Source organism: Kribbella flavida DSM 17836 (genome assembly GCF_000024345.1).
GTDB lineage: Bacteria > Actinomycetota > Actinomycetes > Propionibacteriales > Kribbellaceae > Kribbella > Kribbella flavida.
On the sequence record NC_013729.1, the window covers coordinates 6,738,352 to 6,760,655 of the forward strand.

Annotated in this window: 24 protein-coding genes; 14 read left to right on the forward strand and 10 right to left on the reverse strand. The window is 71.1% G+C overall.

The window, feature by feature from the left end; genetic code table 11:
* Window positions 1–3 precede the first annotated feature (3 nt).
* The 3 genes from KFLA_RS31280 to KFLA_RS31290 form a co-directional block, all read right to left on the reverse strand.
* On the reverse strand, window positions 4–363 hold the full coding sequence (locus tag KFLA_RS31280; protein ID WP_012923854.1) for an NADH-quinone oxidoreductase subunit A: 360 nt from the start codon (window positions 361–363) through the stop codon (window positions 4–6).
* Between the two features lie 118 nt (window positions 364–481).
* Entirely contained in the window at window positions 482–1,795 is a 1,314-nt protein-coding gene (locus KFLA_RS31285) for a geranylgeranyl reductase family protein (protein WP_012923855.1), read from the reverse strand.
* A gap of 174 nt (window positions 1,796–1,969) precedes the next feature.
* Window positions 1,970–2,668 carry a demethylmenaquinone methyltransferase gene (locus tag KFLA_RS31290; RefSeq protein ID WP_012923856.1) on the reverse strand — a complete coding sequence of 233 codons (699 nt, stop codon included), beginning with the start codon at window positions 2,666–2,668 and terminating at the stop codon, window positions 1,970–1,972.
* A gap of 147 nt (window positions 2,669–2,815) precedes the next feature.
* Between KFLA_RS31290 and KFLA_RS31295 the strand changes: the two genes are divergently transcribed.
* The 3 genes from KFLA_RS31295 to KFLA_RS37665 all read left to right on the forward strand — a co-directional run bounded on the left by KFLA_RS31295 (window position 2,816) and on the right by KFLA_RS37665 (window position 5,230).
* A complete protein-coding gene (locus tag KFLA_RS31295) occupies window positions 2,816–4,087 on the forward strand; it encodes an isochorismate synthase (RefSeq protein ID WP_012923857.1) in 1,272 nt (423 codons plus the stop codon).
* A 28-nt stretch (window positions 4,088–4,115) separates the two neighbouring features.
* Complete coding sequence (locus KFLA_RS31300) at window positions 4,116–4,733, forward strand: MBL fold metallo-hydrolase (protein WP_012923858.1); 618 nt, start codon at window positions 4,116–4,118, stop codon at window positions 4,731–4,733.
* A 257-nt stretch (window positions 4,734–4,990) separates the two neighbouring features.
* Entirely contained in the window at window positions 4,991–5,230 is a 240-nt protein-coding gene (locus tag KFLA_RS37665) for a hypothetical protein (protein ID WP_148256782.1), read from the forward strand.
* On the opposite strand, the gene KFLA_RS31310 is transcribed toward KFLA_RS37665, so the two are convergent.
* Window positions 5,215–6,057 carry a GNAT family N-acetyltransferase gene (locus KFLA_RS31310; RefSeq protein WP_012923859.1) on the reverse strand — a complete coding sequence of 281 codons (843 nt, stop codon included), beginning with the start codon at window positions 6,055–6,057 and terminating at the stop codon, window positions 5,215–5,217. The two genes, KFLA_RS37665 and KFLA_RS31310, sit on opposite strands and share 16 nt — an antisense overlap.
* The gene (locus tag KFLA_RS31315; protein ID WP_012923860.1) at window positions 6,054–6,878 is read right to left on the reverse strand and encodes a GNAT family N-acetyltransferase; all 825 of its coding nucleotides are present in this window, start codon (window positions 6,876–6,878) and stop codon (window positions 6,054–6,056) included. Before KFLA_RS31315 ends, KFLA_RS31310 begins: the two co-directional genes overlap by 4 nt.
* 53 nt (window positions 6,879–6,931) lie before the next feature.
* Here KFLA_RS31315 and KFLA_RS31320 point away from each other — a divergent pair, with 53 nt between their 5' ends.
* The 4 genes from KFLA_RS31320 to mptB all read left to right on the forward strand — a co-directional run bounded on the left by KFLA_RS31320 (window position 6,932) and on the right by mptB (window position 11,313).
* Window positions 6,932–7,558 carry a PadR family transcriptional regulator gene (locus KFLA_RS31320; protein WP_012923861.1) on the forward strand — a complete coding sequence of 209 codons (627 nt, stop codon included), beginning with the start codon at window positions 6,932–6,934 and terminating at the stop codon, window positions 7,556–7,558.
* A 352-nt stretch (window positions 7,559–7,910) separates the two neighbouring features.
* Window positions 7,911–8,921, forward strand: a complete 1,011-nt coding sequence (locus KFLA_RS31325; RefSeq protein ID WP_012923862.1) for an ABC transporter ATP-binding protein — start codon at window positions 7,911–7,913, stop codon at window positions 8,919–8,921.
* On the forward strand, window positions 8,918–9,682 hold the full coding sequence (locus tag KFLA_RS31330; protein WP_012923863.1) for an ABC transporter permease: 765 nt from the start codon (window positions 8,918–8,920) through the stop codon (window positions 9,680–9,682). Before KFLA_RS31325 ends, KFLA_RS31330 begins: the two co-directional genes overlap by 4 nt.
* A gap of 167 nt (window positions 9,683–9,849) precedes the next feature.
* Window positions 9,850–11,313, forward strand: a complete 1,464-nt coding sequence (mptB, locus tag KFLA_RS31335; RefSeq protein WP_012923864.1) for a polyprenol phosphomannose-dependent alpha 1,6 mannosyltransferase MptB — start codon at window positions 9,850–9,852, stop codon at window positions 11,311–11,313.
* On the opposite strand, the gene menD is transcribed toward mptB, so the two are convergent.
* From menD to menE, 3 genes are read right to left on the reverse strand one after another with little or no spacing between them, the layout of a single operon-like run.
* The gene (gene menD, locus KFLA_RS31340; RefSeq protein ID WP_012923865.1) at window positions 11,300–12,937 is read right to left on the reverse strand and encodes a 2-succinyl-5-enolpyruvyl-6-hydroxy-3-cyclohexene-1-carboxylic-acid synthase; all 1,638 of its coding nucleotides are present in this window, start codon (window positions 12,935–12,937) and stop codon (window positions 11,300–11,302) included. The genes mptB and menD overlap by 14 nt on opposite strands.
* Window positions 12,934–13,875, reverse strand: coding sequence for an o-succinylbenzoate synthase (locus KFLA_RS31345; RefSeq protein ID WP_012923866.1), 942 nt, complete (start codon window positions 13,873–13,875; stop codon window positions 12,934–12,936). The genes menD and KFLA_RS31345 overlap by 4 nt, the downstream gene beginning before the upstream one ends.
* The gene (gene menE / locus KFLA_RS31350; protein WP_012923867.1) at window positions 13,872–14,963 is read right to left on the reverse strand and encodes an o-succinylbenzoate--CoA ligase; all 1,092 of its coding nucleotides are present in this window, start codon (window positions 14,961–14,963) and stop codon (window positions 13,872–13,874) included. Before menE ends, KFLA_RS31345 begins: the two co-directional genes overlap by 4 nt.
* 89 nt (window positions 14,964–15,052) lie before the next feature.
* On the opposite strand from menE, the gene KFLA_RS31355 reads away from it, so the two are divergent.
* Window positions 15,053–15,925, forward strand: a complete 873-nt coding sequence (locus tag KFLA_RS31355) for a 1,4-dihydroxy-2-naphthoate polyprenyltransferase (protein ID WP_012923868.1) — start codon at window positions 15,053–15,055, stop codon at window positions 15,923–15,925.
* A gap of 33 nt (window positions 15,926–15,958) precedes the next feature.
* On the opposite strand, the gene cds1 is transcribed toward KFLA_RS31355, so the two are convergent.
* Window positions 15,959–17,095 (reverse strand): L-cysteine desulfhydrase Cds1, encoded by a 1,137-nt coding sequence (cds1, locus tag KFLA_RS31360; protein ID WP_012923869.1) that lies wholly within the window; start codon window positions 17,093–17,095, stop codon window positions 15,959–15,961.
* Between the two features lie 78 nt (window positions 17,096–17,173).
* Here cds1 and KFLA_RS38040 point away from each other — a divergent pair, with 78 nt between their 5' ends.
* A complete protein-coding gene (locus tag KFLA_RS38040) occupies window positions 17,174–17,494 on the forward strand; it encodes a hypothetical protein (RefSeq protein ID WP_012923870.1) in 321 nt (106 codons plus the stop codon).
* On the opposite strand, the gene KFLA_RS36070 is transcribed toward KFLA_RS38040, so the two are convergent.
* The gene (locus KFLA_RS36070; RefSeq protein WP_012923871.1) at window positions 17,495–18,133 is read right to left on the reverse strand and encodes a M23 family metallopeptidase; all 639 of its coding nucleotides are present in this window, start codon (window positions 18,131–18,133) and stop codon (window positions 17,495–17,497) included.
* 168 nt (window positions 18,134–18,301) lie between these two features.
* On the opposite strand from KFLA_RS36070, the gene KFLA_RS31375 reads away from it, so the two are divergent.
* Genes KFLA_RS31375 through KFLA_RS31395 form a run of 5 tightly spaced genes read left to right on the forward strand, consistent with a single transcriptional unit; the run spans window position 18,302 to window position 22,288 of the window.
* Complete coding sequence (locus tag KFLA_RS31375; RefSeq protein ID WP_012923872.1) at window positions 18,302–19,318, forward strand: M48 family metallopeptidase; 1,017 nt, start codon at window positions 18,302–18,304, stop codon at window positions 19,316–19,318.
* A 32-nt stretch (window positions 19,319–19,350) separates the two neighbouring features.
* Window positions 19,351–20,235: an oxygen-dependent coproporphyrinogen oxidase gene (gene hemF, locus KFLA_RS31380; RefSeq protein WP_012923873.1), complete on the forward strand. Its 885-nt coding sequence runs from the start codon at window positions 19,351–19,353 to the stop codon at window positions 20,233–20,235.
* Between the two features lie 52 nt (window positions 20,236–20,287).
* Entirely contained in the window at window positions 20,288–20,773 is a 486-nt protein-coding gene (locus tag KFLA_RS31385; protein ID WP_041290690.1) for a GNAT family N-acetyltransferase, read from the forward strand.
* A 9-nt stretch (window positions 20,774–20,782) separates the two neighbouring features.
* The gene (locus KFLA_RS31390) at window positions 20,783–21,943 is read left to right on the forward strand and encodes an SGNH/GDSL hydrolase family protein (RefSeq protein ID WP_012923875.1); all 1,161 of its coding nucleotides are present in this window, start codon (window positions 20,783–20,785) and stop codon (window positions 21,941–21,943) included.
* A gap of 21 nt (window positions 21,944–21,964) precedes the next feature.
* Entirely contained in the window at window positions 21,965–22,288 is a 324-nt protein-coding gene (locus tag KFLA_RS31395) for a hypothetical protein (RefSeq protein ID WP_012923876.1), read from the forward strand.
* The last annotated feature ends 16 nt before the right edge of the window (window positions 22,289–22,304 follow it).

The following is a 22,304-nucleotide window of genomic DNA, read 5'->3' on the forward strand; positions in this document are numbered from 1 at the left end:
AGGTCAGTCCCACTCCAGTCCGCCGCGACGCCAGACGTAGGCGTAGGCGACGAAGACGGTTGCGATGAAGATGACCATCTCGATCAACCCGAACAGCGCCATCTGGTCGAAGGCGACCGCCCACGGGTAGAGGAAGATGATCTCGATGTCGAAGACGATGAACAGCATCGCGGTGATGTAGTACTTCACCGGGAAGCGGCCACCGCCGACAGGCTGCGGGGTCGGCTCGATCCCGCACTCGTACGAGTCGAGCTTGGCCCGGTTGTACCGCTTGGGGCCTACCAGCGCGCTCGTCACCAAGGTGCCCGCGACGAAGATCGCCGCGAGCACGCCGAGAACGAGGATCGGTACGTAAGGGTGCATCGGTCGGTGCTCCCTCCTTCTTGCGTCGTCCTGCCGCCTGATTTACCTGTAACGAGTCAGCACTGTGGTATCAGTACCGCTGTGGCTCACGTCACTCGCCCCGTCGCACTGCGCCGTTCTAGGCCGCGGGGGCGACCTTGGTGAGGCCGTTGATGATCTTGTCCATCACGTCGCCGTCGCGCGGGTCGGTGAGGTTGGCCAGCAACTTCAAGGTGAACTTCATCAGCGTGGTGCGCGGCAGCCCGTACTTCGTGCACAGCCGCATCACCTCCGGGTTCCCGATCAGCTTCACGAAGACCCGGCCGAGCGTGTAGTACCCGCCGTACTCCTGCTTCAGCGCCTTCGGGTACGCCGAGAGCGCGCGCTCGCGCTGGTTCGGCTGCCGGCGCAGCGCCTGGGCGGCCACCTCCGCGGCGAACGCCCCGGACTCCATCGCGTACGGGATGCCCTCGCCGTTGAACGGGTTGACCATGCCGCCGGCGTCGCCGAGCAGCATCAGGCCGCGGGTGTAGTGCGGCTGCCGGTTGAAGCCCATCGGCAGCGCCGCACCCCGGATCGGGATGGTCTGGAACTCGTCGCGGAACTGCCACTCTTCCGGCGTGTTCTTCAGCCACTGCTTCAGCAGGTCGGAGTAGTCCACCTTGCCGAACGCGTCGGAGGTGTTCAGGATGCCGAGGCCGACGTTGACCGTGCCGTCACCCATCCCGAAGATCCACCCGTAACCCGGCAGCAGGTTGCGCCGGCCCGGGTTCTGCGGGTCGTCGGTCCACAGCTCCAGCCACGACTCGAGGTAGTCGTCGTCGTGGCGCGGGCTGGTGAAGTAGGTGCGCACGGCCACGCCCATCGGGCGGTCGTCGCGCTTGTGCAGCCCCATCGAGACGCTCAGCCGCGAGGAGTTGCCGTCGGCGGCCATCACCAGCGGCGCGCGGAACTCGAGGTCGGCGCCGGCCCGGCGGCCGTTGTCGTCGACCGGCTTGGCGGTGACCCCGACGATGAAGCCCTTGTCGTCCAGGATCGGGGCGGTGACGTTGGTCCGCTCCTTGAGCCGGGCGCCGGCCTTCACCGCCTGCCGGGCGAGCAGGTCGTCGAAGTCCATCCGGTTCCGGGTCAGCCCGTAGTTCGGGTGGCTGGCCAGGTCGGGCCAGTCGAGCTGCAGCACGTGCCCGGCGCCCTGGATGCGCAGGCCGTAGTTCTGGATCCAGCCGGCCTCGGGCGAGATGTCGATGCCCATGTTGATCAGCTGCTTGGTGCCGCGCGGGGTCAGACCGTCGCCGCACACCTTCTCGCGCGGGAACGCGGTCTTCTCCAGCAGCAGGACGTCCAGCCCCGCGGTGGCGAGGTGGTACGCGGCAGCCGAGCCTGCGGGTCCGGCACCGACGACGATCACATCAGCGGTCTCGGCCTGCTGCCTGTGCGGCGCGCTCTGGCTCATCTCATCCCGGCCTGGAGTTGGGGCTGTGGTCTCCGGCCCTCGTGGAAGCAATCCCCTAGTGAAGGGATTCACGAGGCCTGGTCAACGGACAGTCTAGGACTGCCTGACGAGGACGCGAAACCGGCCCGGAATCCCTTCTCCGCTACCTATTTACGCGCGATCTTCGTTGCGTATTTAAACCGGCTTCACGGCGCGGTGAACGGCCACCAGGCCGTTGGTCAGGTTGCGCCATTCCACCTTCGACCAGCCGGACCGCGCGATCAGCTCGGCCAGCGGCGCCTGGGCCGGCCAGGCGCGGACCGACTCGGCCAGGTACTCGTACGCCTCGGGGTTGGTGGAGACCGCCTTCGCGACCACCGGAACCGCCCGCATCATGTACTCCAGGTAACCGATCCGGAACGGCTTCCAGGTCGGGTGCGAGTTCTCCAGCACCACCAGCCGGCCGCCCGGGCGGGTGACCCGGAGCATCTCCCGCAGGGCCAGCGTGACGTCGTTCACGTTGCGCAGCGCCCAGGAGATGGTGACCACGTCGAAGCTCTCGTCGGCGAACGGCAGCCGCAGCGCGTCACCGGCGATCAGGTCCAGCTCGGGGTTACGGCGCTTGCCGACCCGGAGCATGCCGACCGAGAAGTCGCAGGAGACCACCTCGGCGCCCGCCGCGCGCAGCTTCACGCTGGACGCGCCGGTGCCGGCGGCCAGGTCGAGGATCCGCATCCCCCGGCGCGGTGCGATCGCGGCCAGCGCCTGCGGCCGCCAGTACAGCTTCTCCAGCCCCATCGTCGCCACCGCGTTCGTGCGGTCGTAGCCCTCGGCCACGTTGTCGAACATCGCGGCGACGGCCTCGGGCTGTTTGGTCAGATCAGCGCGGGTCACCTGTCTAGTTGATCACGGGCCCGCCGTCCGCGGTCACGGGCCCGCTGTCTGGTTGGTCACGGCCAGGACCGGCACCGAAATCCGCCGGCTGGGGAGCAGGCATACGCTTGCATGCCGTGAGGGAGCCGAGCAGCGAGGAGCATCGTCGTGAGCTTGCCTGACCCGGTGCACGCCGGTGCCGAGGCGGTTCCGCACCTGGTGGTTCGCAGCCATCCGGTCGCGGACGTGTCCGAGCACCTGCTGGACCACCTGCCCGAGCACGGCGGACTGGCCTGGGTACGCCGCAGCGACGGGCTGGCCGGCTGGGGGGTCGCCGCCCGGCTCGACGTTGCCGGCAGCAACCGCTTCGCCACCGCCCAGCAGTGGTGGAGAGCACTCACCGGCGCGGCCGTGGTGCGCGACGACATCGGCGTACCGGGCTCCGGGCTGGTCTGCTTCGGCTCGTTCGGCTTCACCGACGACGACCCGAGCGAGCTGGTGGTGCCCGAGGTGATCGTCGGCCGGCGCGGCGGCACCACCTGGGTGACCACCGTCTCCCCGGCCAGCTCGCTGGCCGCTCCCCCGGAACTGACCGTGAACGAGCCGACCCCGGTCGGTGAGATCGCCTTCGCCGACGGCGCCCGGTCCGGCACCGCGTGGTCGGCGATCGTGGCCGACGCGGTGACCAGGATCACCGGCGGCGCGGTCGACAAGGTGGTGCTGGCCCGCGACCTGATCGCCCAGTCGGTCGGCCCGATCGACCTGCGCTGGCCGTTGCGGCGGCTGGCGGCGGCGTACCCGAACTGCTGGACGTTCGCCGTCGACGGGCTGATCGGCGCCACGCCCGAACTGCTGGTCCGCCGGGAGAAGGGCCTGATCACCTCGCGGGTGCTGGCCGGCACGATCCGCCGCACCGGCGACGACGCGCACGACCTGGCGCTGGCCGCCTCGCTGGCCCGGTCCAGCAAGGACCTGGAGGAGCACGAGTTCGCCGTCCGCTCGGTGGCCGACGCGCTCGAGCCGCACTGCAAGTCGATGAACGTGCCGGAGACCCCGTTCGTGCTGCACCTGCCGAACGTGATGCATCTCGCCTCCGACGTCGCCGGCGTGGCCGCGAACGGCGCCTCGGCGCTCGGCCTGGCCGCGGCCCTGCACCCGTCGGCCGCGGTCTGCGGTACGCCGACCGCGGTGGCCCGGGACCTGATCGAGCAGATCGAGGGCATGTCCCGCGGCCGGTACGCCGGCCCGGTCGGCTGGATGGACGCCGCCGGCGACGGCGAGTGGGGCATCGCGCTGCGCTGCGGCCAGGCCGACCCCGACGACCCGGCCCGGATGCGGCTGTTCGCCGGCTGCGGGATCGTCGCCGGTTCCGACCCCGAGGCCGAGCTGGCCGAGTCGAACGCGAAGCTGGTGCCGATGCGGGACGCACTGGGCGTCTGACCGCGAAGCCGACGTTGGGAATCCGCCCGTGAAGCTGACGAAGTACACGCACGCCTGTGTCCGGCTGGACAAGGACGGCAAGGTGCTGCTGATCGATCCTGGCTCGTTCAGCGAGGACGCGGTGTTCGAGGCCGCCGACGCGGTGCTGGTCACCCACGAGCACCCGGACCACCTGGACGTGCAGCGGATCAAGGCGCTGGACGCGCCGGTCTACACCACCGCCGGAGTCGCCGCTCAACTCACCGAGCTGGGCGAGCGGGTGCACGTGGTCGCGCACGGACAGGCCTTCGACGCCGCCGGTTTCGCGATCCATGCCTATGGCAAGGACCACGCGATCATCCTTCCCGAGTTGGGTGTTCCGTGCGAGAACGTCGGCTTCCTGGTCGAGGACGCGGTCTACCACCCCGGTGACTCGTTCACCCGGCCCGACCGCCAGGTGCACACCAACCTGGTGCCGATCTCCGGCCCGTGGTTCTCCCTGCCGCCGGCCGTCGAGTACGCCCGCTCCGTCACCGCGACCCAGCTCGTCGGCATCCACGACGCCCTGCTCAGCCCGATCGGCCAGGGCCTGCTGAAGCGCTTCTTCGACGACGAGTCCCGCCCGTACCACGGCCTCACCCCCGGGGAGTCCCTCGAGGTCAACTGACATCTGTCATCTGCACCGGTGACATCGGCGGGTCGCGGGTGGCGCTTCGGCGGCGAAGCTGGGCGGGATGGATCAGTCAGCGGTGATCAGCGCCGAGCGGCTCACCCGCCGGGGCCGACCGGCTGGTGATTCTGCGGCGCGGTCGGGTGGTCGGCCTGGGGACGCCGGCCCAGCTCGCCGCGACCCGGCCGGCGCGAATCACCTTTCGGATCGCCGATCCGGAGCAAATGCCGGTCCTGCCAGGGACAGGTGCGACTGTGCATGGAAACGTCGTCGACCTGGCCACGGAGGACCTTCAGACCACGCTCACCGCCGTACTGCGTTGGGCTGCCGAGCGCGGTGTGGAGCGTGCGGACGGCCTGCTGCTCCGGCGGAACCTGCTCATGCTGCTCACCGGCGAGCTGTCCGACGTGGAGATCCTGGCAGGTTCCGCCGTACCGGCCGTGGCGATCGCGTGGCTGCAGATCGCCTTGTACCGCGCTCAGCTCAGGCGGTAGCGGACGAAATCGGTGACGGGCCGGTAGCCGATCCGGGCGTAGATCTTGTTGGACGTCGGGTTCGCCAGGTCGGTGAACAGGCACACCCGGGAGCCGTTGGCGCGCAGATGGCGGCTGAGGTGGGCCGTCAGCGCGCCCGCGTATCCGCGCCCGCGCTCGGCCGGCGGGGTGTAGACCGGGCCGATCCGGTCGGCGCCGAAGACGTCCCCGTGGTGGCCGGCCATGCTGACCGCGCGGCCGTCGTGCTGCCAGAGCCAGACCTGGCCGTGACCGATCCGGCCGCGGGCCCAGCGTTCCTCCTCCTCGACGCCCAGGCGGCCGCCCATGTCCGCGCCGAAGCCGCCGATCATCCGGGCCGCGTCGGCGAGGTCGTCCATGGTCGCCGGCCGGGCTTCGCCGGGCGCCTCCAGCGGGACGAAGTCGCCGAGCTCGTGCAGGCGGGTCCGGCGGTCCTCGGTGAGGTCGCGGCCCAGCTCAGCCGCGAGCTGGTCGGCGAAGGCACCGGCCACGGCCGGCGTACCGTCGACCAGCACCGGATCGGCCGACGAGTCCAGGACGGCGGCCAGCACGGCCGGGATCAGCTCGACGGCGAGATCACCGAGCATCACCCCGCGCAGGGCGGTGCAGACGACGGCCCCGATCACCTCCTCGTCGCGGTGGACGGAGACGAAGACCGGCGGTGCCGGGTCGTACATCAGGCCGTCGACGCGTCCTTCGACGTTGCTGAGCAGGGCCGTGTTGAGCACCGGATCCCGTTGCAGGAAAGGGAAAACCGTCTGTTTGAACTCGCCGGGATCACCGGTCACGCGGACGTACGGCGTACTCACCCGAACTCCAGCTCCACGAAGTCGGCGACCGGGCGGTAGCCGGCCAGCCGGTAGATCTTGTTCGAGGTCGGGTTGGCCAGGTCGGTGTAGAGGCAGGCCTGGTGCCCGGCGGCCAGGATCTCGCCGCTGACGTACGCCGTCAGCGCGCCGCCGAAGCCGTTGCGGCGGAACTCGTCGGGTGTGTAGACCGGCCCGACCCGGCAGACGCCGAAGACCGGCAGCTGGTGCGCGACCAGGCTCACCGTCATCCCGTCGACCTCCCAGAACCACAGCGCGCCCTGCTTGATCTTGCCCTCCGCCCAGGCGAGGGTGTCGCGGAGCTCGTCGCCGAAGTCGATCGCGACCCACTCGGCGGCAAGCTGCGCCTCGTCCTCGGTCGCCAGGCGCGGGCCGCCGTCGGCCTGCAACCGGACCAGCTCTTCGAGCCGGTGCAGCCGCGTACTGCGGGACTCGGTGGCCGTTGCGCCCCGCAGCTCGGTCCAGCGCTGCACGAACGCGTCGGCCGCGGGCCGGGCGCCGCCGACGCCGGGCAGGTCCGGTACGTGCTCGGCGTACGCCTCGGCGACCTCGGCCGCGTACTGCTCGGCGAGCCCGCCGAGGTAGACCCCGCGGCCCGGCGTCCGCATCGCCGCGCCGACGACCTGACCGGTGTCGTCGTGCACCGAGACGTAAACGCCCTCCCCGGCCTCCGGCTGGTGGTCGCCCCCGGCGCGCTGGTCGACGTTGCTCAGGATGACCGTGTGCAGCACCGGATCCCTTTCCAGAAAGGGAAACACCGTCGTCCGGAACTCGGCCGGGTCGTTCGTCACACGCGTCGCCATGGGACAACGCTAGCCCGGGTGGCGTTCAGCGGCGCGAGATTTACACTGCGTCCATGTCCACCACGCGGTTGCTGCTGCTCGGGGTCGTGCGGATCTTCCAGCCGGCCTACGGGTACCAGCTGCGCCGTGAGCTGCTCAGCTGGGAGGTGCAGCACTGGGCGAACATCAACCCGGGCTCGATCTACACCGGGTTGCGCACGCTCGCCAAGCACGGCCTCCTGCAGGAGCTCGAGGAGGGCGCCGGCCACAAGCCCGGCCGGACGTCGTACAAGCTGACCGCGGACGGCGAGAAGGAGTACTTCGCCCTGCTGCGGCAGGCGCTGTGGACGGTGGAAGGGTTCCGGCCCGACCGGATGCAGGCCGCACTGAGCTTCCTGTGGTCGCTGCGGCGCGACGAGGTGGTCGCGGCGCTGGAGTCGCGGATCACGCAGCTGGAGCAGCGAGCCAAGGCGCAGCCGTTCAACGAGCGCCAGATCCTGCAGGACCCCGGTACGCCGAACCACGTGCTCGAGATGCTGCGGATCTCCGACGCCCGCGACCGCGGCGAGCTCGAGTGGACCCGCGCCTTCCGCGACCGCGTCCTGGCCGGCGACTACGGCTTCGCCGGCGAACCGCCGGACTGGACCCCCGACCCCAACGTCGCCGCCCACTGGCGAACCCTCCCCGACGAGGGCCCCTGAACCAACACCCCCTCCACTGACCCCTCCCCCGCTTTCTCCCCCCACCGAGCCGCCCCAGCTGAGGGGATAACCCGCCAACTTGTGGGTCCACCCGCTTGTATTCGGGGGGATAACCCACAAGTTGCCTGGACAGGCAGGGGCCGGGCCGGGCCAGGCCAGGCGGGTGCAAACCGGAACAGGGCCGGGCTCGCCGCAGCCCGACGCCCGCCGCCATCTCCCCCATCTTCTTCTGCGAGCTTGCTCGCGTGCCCGGCCCGGCACCTGGGTCAGCCCACGACGCGACCTCCCGGGCAGCTCATCCCGCATTTAATCAACGTTGACTATTCAAACTTGATCATCGATCCTGATCGGCATGATGATCGAAGCTCGCGGACTCGTCCGCACCTTCAAGACCAAGCGCGGCCCGGTCCAGGCCGTGCAGGGAGTGGACCTCGACGTCGCCGACGGTGAGATCGTCGGCTTTCTCGGCCCGAACGGCGCCGGCAAGACCACCACCATGCGCATGCTGGCCACCCTGATCACGCCGACCAGCGGCACCGCGACGGTGGCCGGCTGCGACCTGGCCAAGGACCCGGTCGGCGTCCGCCGCCGGATCGGCTACGTGCCGCAGAGCGGTTCCACCCTGCCCGAGGCGGTGGCCGGCGACGAGGTGGTCGACCACGCCCGGCTGTACGGCGTGAGCAAGGCCAAGGCGACCGCCGACGGCCAGCGGCTGTTCGACGAGCTGGACCTGCCGGGCCTGTGGCGGCGCCAGTGCAAGACCCTGTCCGGCGGTCAGCGCCGCCGGCTGGACATCGTGATGGGCCTGGTGCACGAACCCAAGCTGATCTTCCTGGACGAGCCGACCACCGGCCTGGACCCGCAGGCGCGGGCCAACCTCTGGGAGCACATCCGCGGCCTGCGCCGACGCGGCGCGACGATCTTCCTCACCACCCACTACCTGGACGAGGCGGACGCCCTCTGCGACCGGATCCTGGTCATCGACCACGGCCGGATCGTCGCCGCCGGGACCCCGGAGGCGCTCAAGCAGCAGGTCTCCGGCGACGCGGTCCGGCTCAGCCTGGCCGACCGCGCCCACGCCCCGGCGGTGACCCGGATCGTGCAGACCCTGGACGGCGCCGTGGAGGTGGAGACCGACGCGGACGTGGTCGGCTTCCGGGTCCCGCGCGGCGGTTCGGTGCTGCCCGGCCTGCTCCGGCAGATCGATGCCGAGGGCATCGAGCTGCAGGGCGTCGAGGTGCACCGCCCGACGCTGGACGACGTGTTCCTGACCATGACCGGTCGCTCGCTGCGGGACGACACCCCGGCCGGCACCGACGAACCGGCGTTGGCGCCGGAGCAGCAGAAGGAGGTCGTGGCGTGACCGTGCTCACCGAGACCTGGATCGTCTTCCACCGGCAGATGCGGCTCTCGCTGCGCAACCCGATGTGGTCGATCCTGATGCTCAGCCAGCCGCTGCTGTACCTGTTCCTGTTCGGCCCGCTGCTGGAGCCGATCACCGCGCAGATCAGCGAGGGCGCGACCAGCAACGCGTACCAGGTGTTCATTCCCGGCCTGATCGTGCAGCTCGGCATGTTCGGTGCGATGTTCGTCGGCTTCGGCCTGATCGCGGAGTACCGGGCCGGCGTGATCGAGGCCGACCGGGTGACGCCGGCCTCGCGGATGGCGCTGATGGCGGGTCGCGTACTGCGCGACGTCGTCGTGCTGGTGGTCCAGTCGATCCTGCTGCTCGCGGTGGCGGTGCCGATGGGGCTGCGGGCACCGTGGGACGGCGTACTGCTGTCGCTGGTGATCGTGGCTCTGCTCGGCGCGACCTTCGCCTCGCTGTCGTACTCGGTGGCGCTGATCACCAAGAGCGAGGACGCGCTGGCGCCGCTGCTGAACGGCATCGCGATGCCCTTGCTGCTGCTGTCCGGCATCCTGCTGCCGATGCAGATCGGACCGACCTGGTTGCAGCGGCTGTCCGACATCAGCCCGCTCAAGCACGTGGTGACCGGAGTCCGCGCGCTGTTCCGCGGCGAGATCGGCAGCAGCTCGTCGCTGTGGGGCCTGTTCTGGGTGGTTCTGCTGACCGCCGTCGGCCTGGCCGTCGGCGCCCGCACCTTCCGCAAGGAATCCGCCTGACCCCTCCCCCATATCCCGGGAGAACCGGCCAACTTGTGGGTTGTCCCCCGGGATCACCGGGGGAGAACCCGCAAGTTGGCCGGTTCTCCCCCGAAATGGTGGGGGGTGGGGGTTTGGTTTCTTCTGGGGTTCATCGGGGGGTCGTCTTGGGTGGTTAGCGTGCGGGCATGCGTGTGCCGTCGCCCTTGCCGCGTGGGTTGATCGGTGCCTGCGTGGTCGCGGCGTCGTCGTTGGTGACGTCGGTGGTGCCGCAGTCGTCGTGGGTGGCGTCGTTGCCGGTCGCGAGCGTGCTGCGGCACTCGCTGGCCGGGCGGATGACCGGGCTGGCGTTCATGGTGTTCGGGCTCGGACTGATGGTGTGGGCCTGGCTCGCGGTCGGTCGGGAGGTGCTGAGCGGCGTCCGGCATCGGCTGATCCCGCTGACGGTCGCGTGGAGCGTTCCGCTGCTGCTGGCGCCGCCACTGTTCAGCCGGGACGCGTGGAGCTACGCCGCCCAGGGCGCACTGGTCGCCGAGGGCTTCGACCCGTACGCCGTCGGCCCGGGCGCTCTCACCGGACCTGTGGTCGAGGCGGTCGACCCGATGTGGATGGCGACGCCCGCGCCGTACGGTCCGCTGCCGCTCGCGTACGGCGGACTGGCGGCGCGGCTCACCCTCGACCCGTACGTGCTGATGCTGGCTCACCGGGCTCTGGCTGTGCTGGGCATCGTGCTGATCGCCTGGGCGGTACCGCGGATCGCCGTCGCCTGCCGGGTCAACCCGCCGATCGCGACTTGGCTGGTGGTGGCGAACCCGGTCCTCATCACCCACGGCCTCGGCGCAGCACACAACGACGTGCTGATGCTCGGCCTGGCGTGCACCGCCTTCGCAGTGGCCCTCAGGGGTCACTGGGGCACGGCCGCGGTGATCGCCGGTGCCGCGGCCGCCGTCAAGGCACCCGGTGGCCTCGTTGTCATCGCCATCGCGGCTGTGATGAGTCCCTTGGCCGGCCGGGCTTTCCAGCGTCTCGCCAGCTTGGCGATAGCCGGAGCTATTTCCGTACTGACCCTGGTGACCATCGGTGAGCTCACCGGGGTGGGCTCAGGCTGGCTGGGCGCCCTCGATGTGCCCGGACTCGTCCGCTCCCCACTGTCGATCGCCAATCTGATCGGCATGGGCGCTTCCGGTCTGCTGGACTGGCTGGGCGCTGAGGACGCGGCCGTGCAGGCACTTCAGCTCGTCCGGCTGCTCGGCATCCTCACCGCCCTCGGCCTGATCGCCGTACTCGGTCTGCGCTCGCACATCCACCAGGCAGCTCGCGCTGTCGGCATCGCCATGCTCGCGGTCGTGCTGCTCGGACCGACCGCGCACGACTGGTACTTCCTGTGGTGCCTGCCGTTTCTCGCCGTTGCCCGGCCCGGCCGCCGCCTCATCACCGCGCTGGTGGGAGTCAGCCTGATCCTCACCATCGCCGCGCCGCTCAACTCGTCGCTGCGCGGCGCGGTCGTCCCGATCCTGGTCACGACCTCACTGGTCCTGCTGGTGGTCGGCACACTGCTGGGCCACCTCCGCACCCTCCAGCCGGTCCCAGAAGAGGCCTCGAAGCAGGTCCCGGAGAAGGTCCGGCGGAAGGTCCCGGCTACAGCTGGGTGACTGCCTGGTTCACCGCGCTCTGCAGCTCGGTGTGCAGGGTCGTCGGTCGCGGCAGCCGCACCTCGACGACGTCCACGCCGGCGACCGTGCGGATCAGCGCGGCCCGCAGCTGGTCCAGCGTCGTCACCAGCGTGTACGGCGTACGGGTGGCGGCGGCGAGAGCGGCGAAGTCCGTGTCGTGCGGCGTTGCGAAGACCCGCTCGAAGTCGGTCGTGCCGGCCTGCTCCAGGGTGGAGAAGATCCCGCCGCCGTTGTCGTTGACCACCACGATGCGCAGGTCGGGCCGGGCCTCGGCCGGGCCGATCACCAGCCCGTTGGCGTCGTGCAGGAACGCCAGGTCGCCGACCAGCGCGTACGTCGCACCGCCGTTCGCCAGCGCCGCGCCGACGGCCGTCGACACGGTGCCGTCGATTCCGGCGAGCCCGCGGTTGGCGACGGTCCGGATCGGTACGACGGGGGCCAGGTCCAGGTCGCGCACCGGGTTCGACGAGGCCACCACGAGCATCCCGTCGGCGCCGACGGCCTCGCCCACGACCGCGGCGATGCCCGGCCCGGTGAGCTGCCCGGCCAGCACCTTGTCGATCGCGGGGCGGGCCAGCTGGTCCGCGTGCTGCCAGCGAGCGAGCCAGTCGGTCTCGTCGGCGGCGGTGACCTCCACCCCGGTGAGCACGGTGGCCGCGCGGCGGGCCGCGTCCGGCCACGAACCGGTCGGCGCGACCACGACCACCTCGACGTCCGCCCGGCTCAGCAGCCGGGTGATCGGGCGGGACAGCGTCGGGTGCCCGAACACCACCACCCGCTCGATCTCGTCCGCCAGCGGAATTGCTCCCAGCAACAACCGGTATGCGGAGACCACCGACGGTCCGATCCGGGCCCGGCTCGACGGCTCGGCGAACAGCGGCCAGTTGCCGGCCTCCGCGGTCAACCGGGCAGCCTGCGAGGCGCCGTCGCCGGCGACCACGACGGTCTTCGGCCCGGGCGAGATCGCGGATGGCTGACCACCGGCCGCTCGCACCGCCGTCCAGGCACCACTGGCGCGGCCGTCCAGCGGCTCCGGCCAGTCAGGCCCGTCGGTCGGCACCAGGGGCTCGGTGAGCGGGCAGTTGAGCTGGACCGGTCCAGGCTCGTTGCTGCGGAAGCCGACGGCGACGGAGACCGCCCGGGCGATCTGCGAACGCCAGTAGGCGACCTGACCCACCTCCTGGCGCGGCACACCCATCTCGTGGAACATCCGGACCGCGCCACCGAACACCTTGAGCTGGTCGGTCGTCTGGTTCGCCCCGCTCCCCCGGAGCTCCGGCGGCCGGTCAGCGCTCAGCACGATCAGCGGCAGACCGCTGTGCGATGCCTCCAGCACGGCTGGGTGCAGGTTGACCACCGCAGTGCCGGACGTGGTGACCACTGGCACCGGCAGTCCAGTGCCTCGGATCAACCCGAGCGCCAGAAAGCCCGCCGTACGCTCGTCGACGCGGACGTGCAGGCGGAGCCGGCCCTCTCGGTCCGCAGCCGCCAGCGCCATCGCCAGTGGAGCGCTGCGTGAACCGGGCGCCAGCACGGCCTCCCGGACGCCGGACCGGATCAGCTCGTCGACCACCACAGTCGCGAACGCCGTGGACGGGTTCATCCCGCACTTCCCTTCAGTTCTTCGACTCTGGCCAGCCTGGTTTCCCAGACCGCGGCTCTCTCGGGTGACGCTGTGGCAGCAGCCAGCAGCGCCGGATCAGGAACGACCCGCTTGACCGGCAGGAAGCCGTCGACGGGCAGCAGCGGCTCGTCGACCACCTCCCCAGTGAACATGGCGACAGTCGCCAGTCCGCAGGCGTACGGCAGCTCCGGTAGCGCAGCGGCCAGTGCGACTCCAGCAGCGATCCCCACGGACGTCTCCAGCGCGGAGGACACCACCACCGGCAGTCCGATCTGCTCAGCGATCTCCAGGCACGCCCGGACTCCACCAATCGGCTGCACCTTGAGTACTGCGATGTCGGCGGCTTCCAGCTCCCGGACGCGCAGGGGGTCTTCGGCTCGCCGGATGGACTCGTCAGCAGCGACCAGTACGTCGGTACGCCGTCGTACGAGGGCCAGGTCCTCCACCGAGGCGCACGGCTGCTCGACGTACTCCAGCCGAAAGCGGGACAGGTCCTTCAGAGCCCGCACCGCCTCATCGACCGACCAGCCGCCGTTCGCATCCACCCTGAGCCGGCCGTCGGCGCCCAGTGCGTCCCGGACGGCTTCCACGCGTTCCAGATCGTCCGCCAGGGTCTGACCCGGCTCAGCGACCTTCACCTTCGCAGTACGGCAGCCGGAGGCTCGGACGATCTCGGCAGCTCGCTCGGGACCTACAGCAGGCACAGTGCAGTTCACCGGGATCGCGTCCCGTACCGGAACGGGCCAGCCGCCGACAGCCGCCTCACGAGCTGCCCGGAGCCAGGCCACGCAGGTCGCGTCGTCGTAGTCGAGGAACGGGCTCCACTCGGCCCAGCCGGCCGGGCCCTCGAACAGCATGCCCTCGCGGACGGTGATGCCACGGAACTTGTTCTTGAGGCCGAGCGAGTAGGTGATCACCGGACACCGTCCAGCAGCCGCTGCCGGTCGACCTTGCCGGACGCGAGCATCGGCAGCTCGGCCAGCTGGACGACCTCCCGCGGCGCCCAGGTCCGCGGCAGCGCCTCCGCCACGAAGTCCCGCAGCTCCGCCGGCTCCACCTCGCCGACGACAAAGGCGACCACCCGGCTCCCCCACTCCGGATCCGGTACGCCGAGCACGGCAGCGTCGCGTACGCCGGGATGCTGCACGAGCCGGGCCTGAACCGCCGGGAGAGTCACGTTCACGCCACCGGAGATCACCACGTCGTCGAGGCGGCCGATCACCTCCAGCCGCCCGTCGGTGAAGCGGCCACGGTCCTGGGTGCGGAACCAGCCGTCCTGCAGCACCTCCTTGGTCAGCGCGGGCTGCAGGCGGTAACCGGAGAACAGGGTCGGCCCCTTGATCAGGATGCGGCCGTCGTCCAGGGCCAGCTCGGTGCCGGCGAGCGGGAGGCCGGCGTACACGCAGCCGCTGCCCGTCTCGGTCATCCCGTACGCCGGAATCGCGGTCACGCCCGCGTCCGCGGCCCGGGCCTTGAGCTGAGGACCCATCGGCGCGCCCCCGAGGACGATCGCGTCGAAACTGCGCAGCGCATCCGTGGCGGTGTCCAGGTAGCGGCTCAGCTGTGTCGGGACCATCGCCGTGTAGCGCCGGGCGCCGGTCATCGCCGCAGCGGCGGTGACGAAGTCGTCACCGGCCAGCACCGGCGTCGTACCGGCCAAAATGGAGCGGGTGAGGATCTGCAGGCCGCCGACGAAGTAGGGCTTCATCGGGAGCAGCCACTGGCCGGCTCCGCCCAACCTGTCGTGCGTGGCGGTCGCGGAGGCGATCAGCGCCTCCCGGGACAGCAGCACGCCCTTCGGCTCACCGGTCGAGCCGGAGGTGGTCAGTACGACGGCGCAGTCTTCCTCCAGCGGCTCATCCGGAGCGATGGCTTGCCTGGCGCGTGCTGCAGCGGCCGGATCGTCAGGCAGCGGCGCGAACGGCGTACCCGAGCCGTCCAGGACCGCGGCCAGGGCCGAGAGCACCGCGTCAGGGGTACCGGGGACCAGGCGCAAGGTAGACATGTCCTCCTGAGCGTACGACCCGAGCCGGTGGCGCGCGCAGCCTGTGCCGCCTGCAAGCCCTTGCCAGGTGGCTGACAGAATCGTTGCTCATGGCCACCCCTGCCCAGTGGATCGAAGGCGCCCGTCCGCGCACGCTGCCCGCCGCCGTCGCCCCCGTGCTCGTCGGAACCGGCGCCGCGGCGTACCTGGACGGCTTCGTCTGGTGGAAGGCGCTGCTGGCTCTGGGCGTCGCACTGGCCCTACAGGTCGGCGTGAACTACGCCAACGACTACAGCGACGGCATCCGCGGTACGGACGAGAACCGGGTCGGCCCGCTCCGCCTGGTGGGGTCCAAGGTCGCTAGCCCGCGCGCTGTGAAGACTGCAGCGTTCACCTGCTTCGGTGTGGGCGCTGCGCTGGGCCTGGTGCTCTGTGCGACGTCCACCTGGTGGTTGCTGGTGGCTGGAGCCGCCTCGCTGGTCGGTGCTTGGTTCTACACGGGCGGTAAGACGCCGTACGGGTACCGCGCGCTCGGCGAGGTCAGCGTGTTCGTGTTCTTCGGACTGGTCGCAGTGCTCGGTACGACGTACGTGCAGGCCGAGCGGCTGCACTGGACGGCGGTGGCCGGGGCTGTCGCCATCGGAGCGATCGCCTGCGCGCTGCTGGTCGCCAACAACCTGCGCGACATCCCGACCGACCGGGAGACAGGCAAGCGGACCCTGGCCGTGGTGATCGGGGCGGCGCGGTCGCGGCAGCTGTACGCCGGGCTGATCGCGCTCGCGTTCATCCTGGCCGTGCTGTGCGCGCTGGCGACGCCCTGGGCGCTGCTGGGACTCATCGCGCTGCCGCTGGCCGCCCGGGCCGTCCGGACGGTCGTCAGTGACGCCGTCGGGCCGGCCCTGATCCCCGTGTTGCAGGGGACCGGGCTCACCGAACTCCTGTACGCCGTGGGCCTTGCGGCAGGTCTCGCTCTCGGCGGCTGAGGCCCTCCCCGGCAGCTGAGACGGCCGGACCGATCAGAACGGCTCGTGCCACCGACCGGTTTCCGCGAAGCCGCGCAGCGTCTCGTCGTACGGGGTGATGTCGACGCCGCTGGTGCGCAGCCAGGTGTCGTCGTAGTACGTGTCGGTGTAACGCTCGCCGCCGTCGCAGAGCAGCGTGACGATGCTGCCGCGCACGCCGGTCCGCTTCATCTCGGCCGCCAGCCGCAGGGAGCCCCACAGGTTGGTCCCGGTCGAGCCGCCGACCAGCCGGCCGGTCACCCGGGAGCAGAACCGCATCGCGGCGATCGAGGCGGCGTCCGGGACCGCGATCATCCGGTCCACCACGCCCGGCACGAACGACGGCTCCACCCGCGGCCGGCCGATGCCCTCGATCCGGGACGGACGGCCGGTGGCGAAGTCGCCGTCGCCGGCCTCGAAGCCGGGGAAGAAGGCCGAACCCTCCGGGTCCACCACCGCGATCGAGGTCGCGTGCCGCTGGTAGCGCACGTAGCGCCCGATCGTCGCCGACGTGCCGCCGGTGCCGGCGCCGACCACGATCCAGGTCGGCACCGGGTGCTGCTCGAGCGCGAGCTGGCCGAAGATCGACTCGGCGATGTTGTTGTTGCCGCGCCAGTCCGTCGCCCGCTCGGCGTAGGTGAACTGGTCCATGTAGTGGCCGCCGGTCTCCTCGGCCAGCCGCTTGGCCTCGCCGTAGATCTGCCCGGACCGCTCGACGAAGTGGCAGCGCCCGCCGTGGAACTCGATCAGCTGGACCTTCTCCGGACTGGTCGAGGCCGGCATCACCGCGATGAACGGCAGCCCGAGCAGCCGCGCGAAGTACGCCTCGCTGACCGCGGTCGACCCGCTGGACGCCTCGATCACGGTGGTGCCCTCGTGGATCCACCCGTTGCACAGCGCGTACAGGAACAACGACCGCGCCAGCCGGTGCTTCAGCGACCCGGTCGGATGCACCGACTCGTCCTTCAGGTACAGGTCGACCCCGCTCATCTCCGGCATCGGGAACACGTGCAGATGCGTGTCCGCGCTCCGGTTCGCGTCCGCGTCGACGATCCGCACCGCCTCCGACACCCACGCCCGCTGCTTGTCATCGCGCCGATCAACCTCCCGGCACCCCAACACCCGCCCAGCATCCCCGTATGGCTCACTCATGAGGTCAGGCTAGGCCACAGACGCTGGTTGAGTATTCCTACTCTCTGCGACCAACTCCCGCGGCGGCAGGATCGAACCATGATTCCGCTGGGGTTCGAGCTCGAATTGTCGGGTGGGGAGCAGGTGGTGCTGCTGCTGGTGCTGGGACTGCTTGCGGTGGCGGCGGCGGTGCCGGCCAGTGGGCCGCTGGGGGTGGTGGGGGTACTGCGCGCTCGGCGCGACGGTGGTCGAGTGCTGGGCAACGGGCTCTGGTATTGGGTGTGGGGTACCGCGGTGAGCTGGGCCGTGATGCTGGGTTGCGCCCGGCTGGGGCTTGGCTGGTGGGCGGTACCTGTCGCCTGGCTCCCGGGATGGCTGGCAGCGTGGGTGCTGCGGCCTCCCGGGAGCCTGGCGCGGTAGTCAGCAGTCGGCGCCGCGGCTGTACGTCGCCGGGCCGGGGTAGTCCGCCCAGGTCGACTGGCCGAAGCGGGCTTCGACCACCACACCGTCGCGGATCTGCTCGTAGTGCAGGTGCGGCCCGGTGACGTTCCCGGTGCCGCCGACCCGGCCGATCTGCGCGCTGTCACTGACCCGTGCCCCGACTCCGACGGCGCGGCTCTGCAGGTGCGCGTACAGCGTGTGCCAGCCCTCGCCGTGCGCGATCTCGATGTAGTTGCCGTACCCGCCGGCGTCGAACGCCGACCGGACCACCGTGCCGGCCTTGCTGGTCTTCACCGGCTTGCCGAGATCGGCGTCGCCGGCACCCCAGTTGAAGTCCAGCGACCAGTACGACGGGCTGTGGCCGCTGCGGCTGGCACCGACCCAGTTCTCCCCGCACCGGAACGGCACCCGCAGCACCGGCCGGGTGCCGGCCATCGTGTCGAAGTCGGCCGCGGCCTCCGCGGCGGCCTTGCGCTCGGCGGAGACGTCGGCGCGCTGAGCCTGATAGCTCTGCGCCGCGGGCTTCGCATCGGTCGGCGTCGGCTGGGGTGAGGCCGCCGCGGCGGCCGGTGTGAGGATCAAGGCGGCGAGCAGCCCGCCGGTCAGAACGTGTTTCATGGCGTTTCCTCCTGGGCGGTGGAGATGACCGCCTCACCATCGAGGCCGCACCCGCTCCCGGCAACCCCTGACGGCAGGTTGCCCACCGGTTGCCCAGACCGCGGTACGGCGGAGCCGACCCCGCGCAGGGCTAGGTTGGACAAAAGCTCGCCGACCCGTGGGGGACCGATGCCCGAGAACGACGACCGTCCGACCCGCCCGCGGGTCACGCTGACCGACATCAGCTCCCGCGCCTGGGAGCACCCGGCCGACCGGGGTGCGCTGGTCGCGCTGCGGCAGCTCAAGGGCTTCGACTTCGTGCTGCGCAAGATGTCCGGGCTGATCAACCAACGCGCCTTCCGGCTGCAGTTCCTCGGCTCCGCGATCCGGGTCGACGAGCGGCAGTTCCCCAAGGTGCACCGGCTCTACACCGAGGCCGCCACCACGCTCGACGTCCGTCAGCTGCCGGAGCTGTACATCACCAACAGCCCGGTCTGGAACGCCGTGACGATCGGCATGGACCGGCCGTTCATCGTGCTCAACAGCGCCCTGGTGCAGAACCTGGACGACGAAGAGACCCGGTTCATCCTCGGCCACGAGCTCGGCCACGCGCAGAGCGGTCACGCGCTGTACCAGTCGCTGCTGCTCTGGCTGATGCGGCTCACCGGCGCGATCAACTGGATGCCGATCGGCGCGCTCGGGCTGCGCGCGATCATCGCCGCCCTGCACGAGTGGTCCCGCAAGGCCGAGCTGTCCGGCGACCGGGCCGGCCTGCTCGCCGTCCAGGACCCGGCGGTCGCGCTGCGGGTACAGATGAAGCTCGCCAGCGGCGGTCAGCTCGACCAGCTCGACACCACCGCGTTCCTCGCCCAGGGCACGGAGTACGAGAGCTCCGGCGACCTGCGCGACAGCGTGCTCAAGCTGCTGCTGCTCGAGGCCCAGACCCACCCGCTGGCCGTCATCCGCGCGCACGAGCTGCGCCGCTGGGTGGACGAGGGCGAGTACACCACGATCGTCTCCGGCGACTACCCGAAGCGCCAGGACGACGCGAACGCCTCGATGTCGCAGGAGGCCCGGAACGCGGCCAAGTCGTACTCCGACGCGTTCGCCCGCTCCCAGGACCCGCTGGCCAAGCTGCTGCGCGACCTCGGCGACGGCCTCGGCGGAGTCCGCGACTGGGTGAACTCGAAGTTTCCCCCGCGCTGAGGCTGCGCACTGGTCGGCCGGGGGGACGGGTGATGACAAACCGGGTGGACGAGGTGGCGGCGGGATTCTTCGCGGCGCAGGAGCGGTTGCTGTCGACGTTCGAGCAGTACGACGGCCGGCGGCGGTTCGACCGGCGGCCGTGGGCGCGGGACGACCTCGGCCACGGCACGGTCGGCATCCTGGAGGGCGGCGCGGTCTTCGAGCGGGCCGCCGTGAACGTCTCCGCCGTGGCCCGCCCCGTGGTCCCGGAGGCGATCACCGCGACCCGGCCGCACCTGGCCGGGCAGCCGTTCCGCGCCACCGGGATCTCGCTGGTCCTGCACCCGCTCAACCCGTACGCGCCGTCGTTCCACGCCAACTTCCGGTACTTCGAGTCCGGCGGCGACTGGTGGTTCGGCGGCGGCCTCGACCTGACGCCGATGTACGGCTTCGCCGAGGACGGCCGGCACTTCCACCGGACCCTGGCGGCCTGGTGCGCCCGGCACCCGGACGCGCCGTACGAGCAGTGGAAGGCGGAGTGCGACCGCTACTTCACCATCCCGCACCGGCGCGAGATGCGTGGTCTGGGCGGCGTCTTCTTCGACCGCCTCAGCACTCCCGCCGCCCCTGCCGTGGTTGCCGACGGCATCGACACGCTCGAGCCGGCCTACCTGCCCCTGCTGGACCGCCGCTGCCACCTCCCGTACGGCGACCACCAGCGCGCCTGGCAGTTGCACCGCCGCGGCCGCTACGTGGAGTTCAACCTCGGCTACGACCGCGGCACCCGATTCGGCTTGCAGACCAGCGCCAACATCGAGGCTGTACTCGTCTCCCTGCCGCCGCACGCCACCTGGACCTACGACCACAGCCCCGCCCCCGGCAGCCCCGAAGCGGCCACCCTTGCCCTGCTCCAGCCCCGGGACTGGATCACTGCCTGAGACCGACGGCAAACCGGGTGACCGGCGGCGCCGGATGCGAAATGCTGTGCTGGTGATCGAGCTACGGGAACTGACACCGGACGACTGGAAAGACTGGCGCGAGCTCCGGCTCGCGGCACTGACCGACGCCCCGACCGCCTTCGGCGCCCGGTACGCGGACTGGGCCGACGCCGCGGAGGACCGCTGGCGGGCCCGGCTCGCGCTGCCCGGCTCGTACAACCTGATCGCTGTGCTCGACGGCGAGCCGGCAGGCATGGCCAGCGGCTTGCCCTCCCACGACGAGCCCGACGTACGCGAACTGGTGTCGATGTGGATCACGCCGGCTGCTCGCGGCCGGGGAGTCGGCGACCGGCTGATGACCGCGGTCGAGACCTGGGCCCGGTCGGCCGGCGCCCGGGCCGTCGAGCTGTCGGTTGTCGAGGGCAACGAGAAGGCGCACGCGCTCTACCTGCGCCACGGCTACCAGCTGACCGGCAAGTCCGGCGGACCGATGCCCGACGGCATCCACCGCGAGCTCGTGCTGCGCAAGCAGTTGTAGATTCCCGGTATGCCCGACTGGATCAGCACACCCCTCGGCCCCGAGCTCGTCCGCGGCACCGTCGAGCTGGAGCGCACGCCGTACGGCCTGCTTCCGCATCGGCTGGCGGCCTCGGGCCGGCGGCAGAACACCGACGGCCAGCTGGCGATGGCGGAAGCGCAGCCGTCGGGGGTGCGGCTCGCGTTCCGGACCACCGCCACCGCGATCGAGCTCGACGTGCTGCCGACGAAGATGGCGTACGTCGGCGCGCCGCCCCGGCCGGACGGCGTCTACGACCTGCTGGTCGACGGCGAGCTGACGGCCCAGACCGTCGCGACCGGCGGCAACCTGCTCACGATCGACTTCACCGCCGGGACCCGCGAGACGACCCCGGGTCCGGCGGCCACGATCGAGTTCTGCGGTCTGCGGCCCGGGGACAAGGACGTCGAGATCTGGTTGCCGCACAACGAGATCACCCAGCTCGTCGCCCTGCGCACCGATGCTCCGGTCCAGCCGGCGCCGGACGGCGGCCGCCGGACCTGGCTGCACCACGGCAGCTCGATCAGTCACGGTTCCAACGCCGACAGCCCGACCCGGACCTGGCCCGCCGTCGCGGCCCGGCTGGCCGGCGTCGAGCTGGTCAACCTCGGCTACGGCGGCAGCGCCGTGCTGGACCCGTTCACCGCGCGCACGATCCGCGACCTGCCGGCCGACCTGATCAGCGTCAAGCTCGGCATCAACATCGTGAACACCGACCTGATGCGGCTGCGCGCTCTGGGCCCGGCCGGGCACAACTTCCTCGACCTCATCCGCGACGGCCACCCGGCCACGCCGCTGCTGGTGATCTCCTCGATCTACTGCCCGATCCACGAGCACACGCCGGGGCCCGGCGCCCCCGACTTCGCCGACGGCCAGGTCCGGTTCCGCGCCACCGGCGATCCCGCCGAGGTGCCCGCCGGCAGGCTCACCCTCACCGTCATTCGCGAGGAGCTGGCCCGGATCACCACAGCCCGTGCCGCCGACGACCCCAACCTGCACCACCTCGACGGCCTCGCCCTGTACGGCGAAGCCGACCACGCCGAGCTCCCGCTGCCCGACCGCCTCCACCCCGACACCGCCACCCACCAGCGCATCGCCGAGCGCTTCGTGCACCACGCCTTCGGCGACGGCCCGTTCGGCGTACGGCGCTGACCGAGTGGGCACCGGGTGGGCATGCCGACCGACGGACCGCCGCGGACGCCCGACGGCCACCATGTCGTCATCGCGGGCCGGAAGTGGCGAGCCACCGACCCCGCGATCCCGCCGGACGTGCGGAGCGAACTGCAGCGGGCGTTGATGGCAGCCCGCCGGGCCGTCGGCGCAGCGCTGCGCGCCAAGGACTCCGCCGCGGAGCGGCAGGCCAGGACCCGGGTGCAGACGGCCAAGGTCGCTCTCGGAGAACGCGGAGTCCCTTGGTGGGAGCAGACCGAGCAGGAGCGTGAGCACCGGTGGACGACCGGTCTGCGCCAACTCACCGACGAGCACGACGCGCCCTGAGTCCGAGCAGCCCCCG

Excerpts from the sequence above, each read along its gene's own strand:
- KFLA_RS31325 (WP_012923862.1), top strand. The coding sequence starts at position 7,911 with ATGATGATCGAAGCTCGCGGACTCGTCCGCACCTTCAAGACCAAGCGC.
- mptB (WP_012923864.1), top strand. The coding sequence starts at position 9,850 with ATGCGTGTGCCGTCGCCCTTGCCGCGTGGGTTGATCGGTGCCTGCGTG.
- KFLA_RS31375 (WP_012923872.1), top strand. The coding sequence starts at position 18,302 with ATGCCCGAGAACGACGACCGTCCGACCCGCCCGCGGGTCACGCTGACC.
- KFLA_RS36070 (WP_012923871.1), bottom strand. The coding sequence starts at position 18,133 with ATGAAACACGTTCTGACCGGCGGGCTGCTCGCCGCCTTGATCCTCACA.
- KFLA_RS31390 (WP_012923875.1), top strand. The coding sequence starts at position 20,783 with ATGCCCGACTGGATCAGCACACCCCTCGGCCCCGAGCTCGTCCGCGGC.
- cds1 (WP_012923869.1), bottom strand. The coding sequence starts at position 17,095 with ATGAGTGAGCCATACGGGGATGCTGGGCGGGTGTTGGGGTGCCGGGAG.
- hemF (WP_012923873.1), top strand. The coding sequence starts at position 19,351 with ATGACAAACCGGGTGGACGAGGTGGCGGCGGGATTCTTCGCGGCGCAG.
- KFLA_RS31395 (WP_012923876.1), top strand. The coding sequence starts at position 21,965 with ATGCCGACCGACGGACCGCCGCGGACGCCCGACGGCCACCATGTCGTC.
- menD (WP_012923865.1), bottom strand. The coding sequence starts at position 12,937 with ATGAACCCGTCCACGGCGTTCGCGACTGTGGTGGTCGACGAGCTGATC.
- KFLA_RS31320 (WP_012923861.1), top strand. The coding sequence starts at position 6,932 with ATGTCCACCACGCGGTTGCTGCTGCTCGGGGTCGTGCGGATCTTCCAG.
- menE (WP_012923867.1), bottom strand. The coding sequence starts at position 14,963 with ATGTCTACCTTGCGCCTGGTCCCCGGTACCCCTGACGCGGTGCTCTCG.
- KFLA_RS38040 (WP_012923870.1), top strand. The coding sequence starts at position 17,174 with ATGATTCCGCTGGGGTTCGAGCTCGAATTGTCGGGTGGGGAGCAGGTG.
- KFLA_RS31285 (WP_012923855.1), bottom strand. The coding sequence starts at position 1,795 with ATGAGCCAGAGCGCGCCGCACAGGCAGCAGGCCGAGACCGCTGATGTG.
- KFLA_RS31315 (WP_012923860.1), bottom strand. The coding sequence starts at position 6,878 with ATGGCGACGCGTGTGACGAACGACCCGGCCGAGTTCCGGACGACGGTG.
- KFLA_RS31280 (WP_012923854.1), bottom strand. The coding sequence starts at position 363 with ATGCACCCTTACGTACCGATCCTCGTTCTCGGCGTGCTCGCGGCGATC.
- KFLA_RS31355 (WP_012923868.1), top strand. The coding sequence starts at position 15,053 with ATGGCCACCCCTGCCCAGTGGATCGAAGGCGCCCGTCCGCGCACGCTG.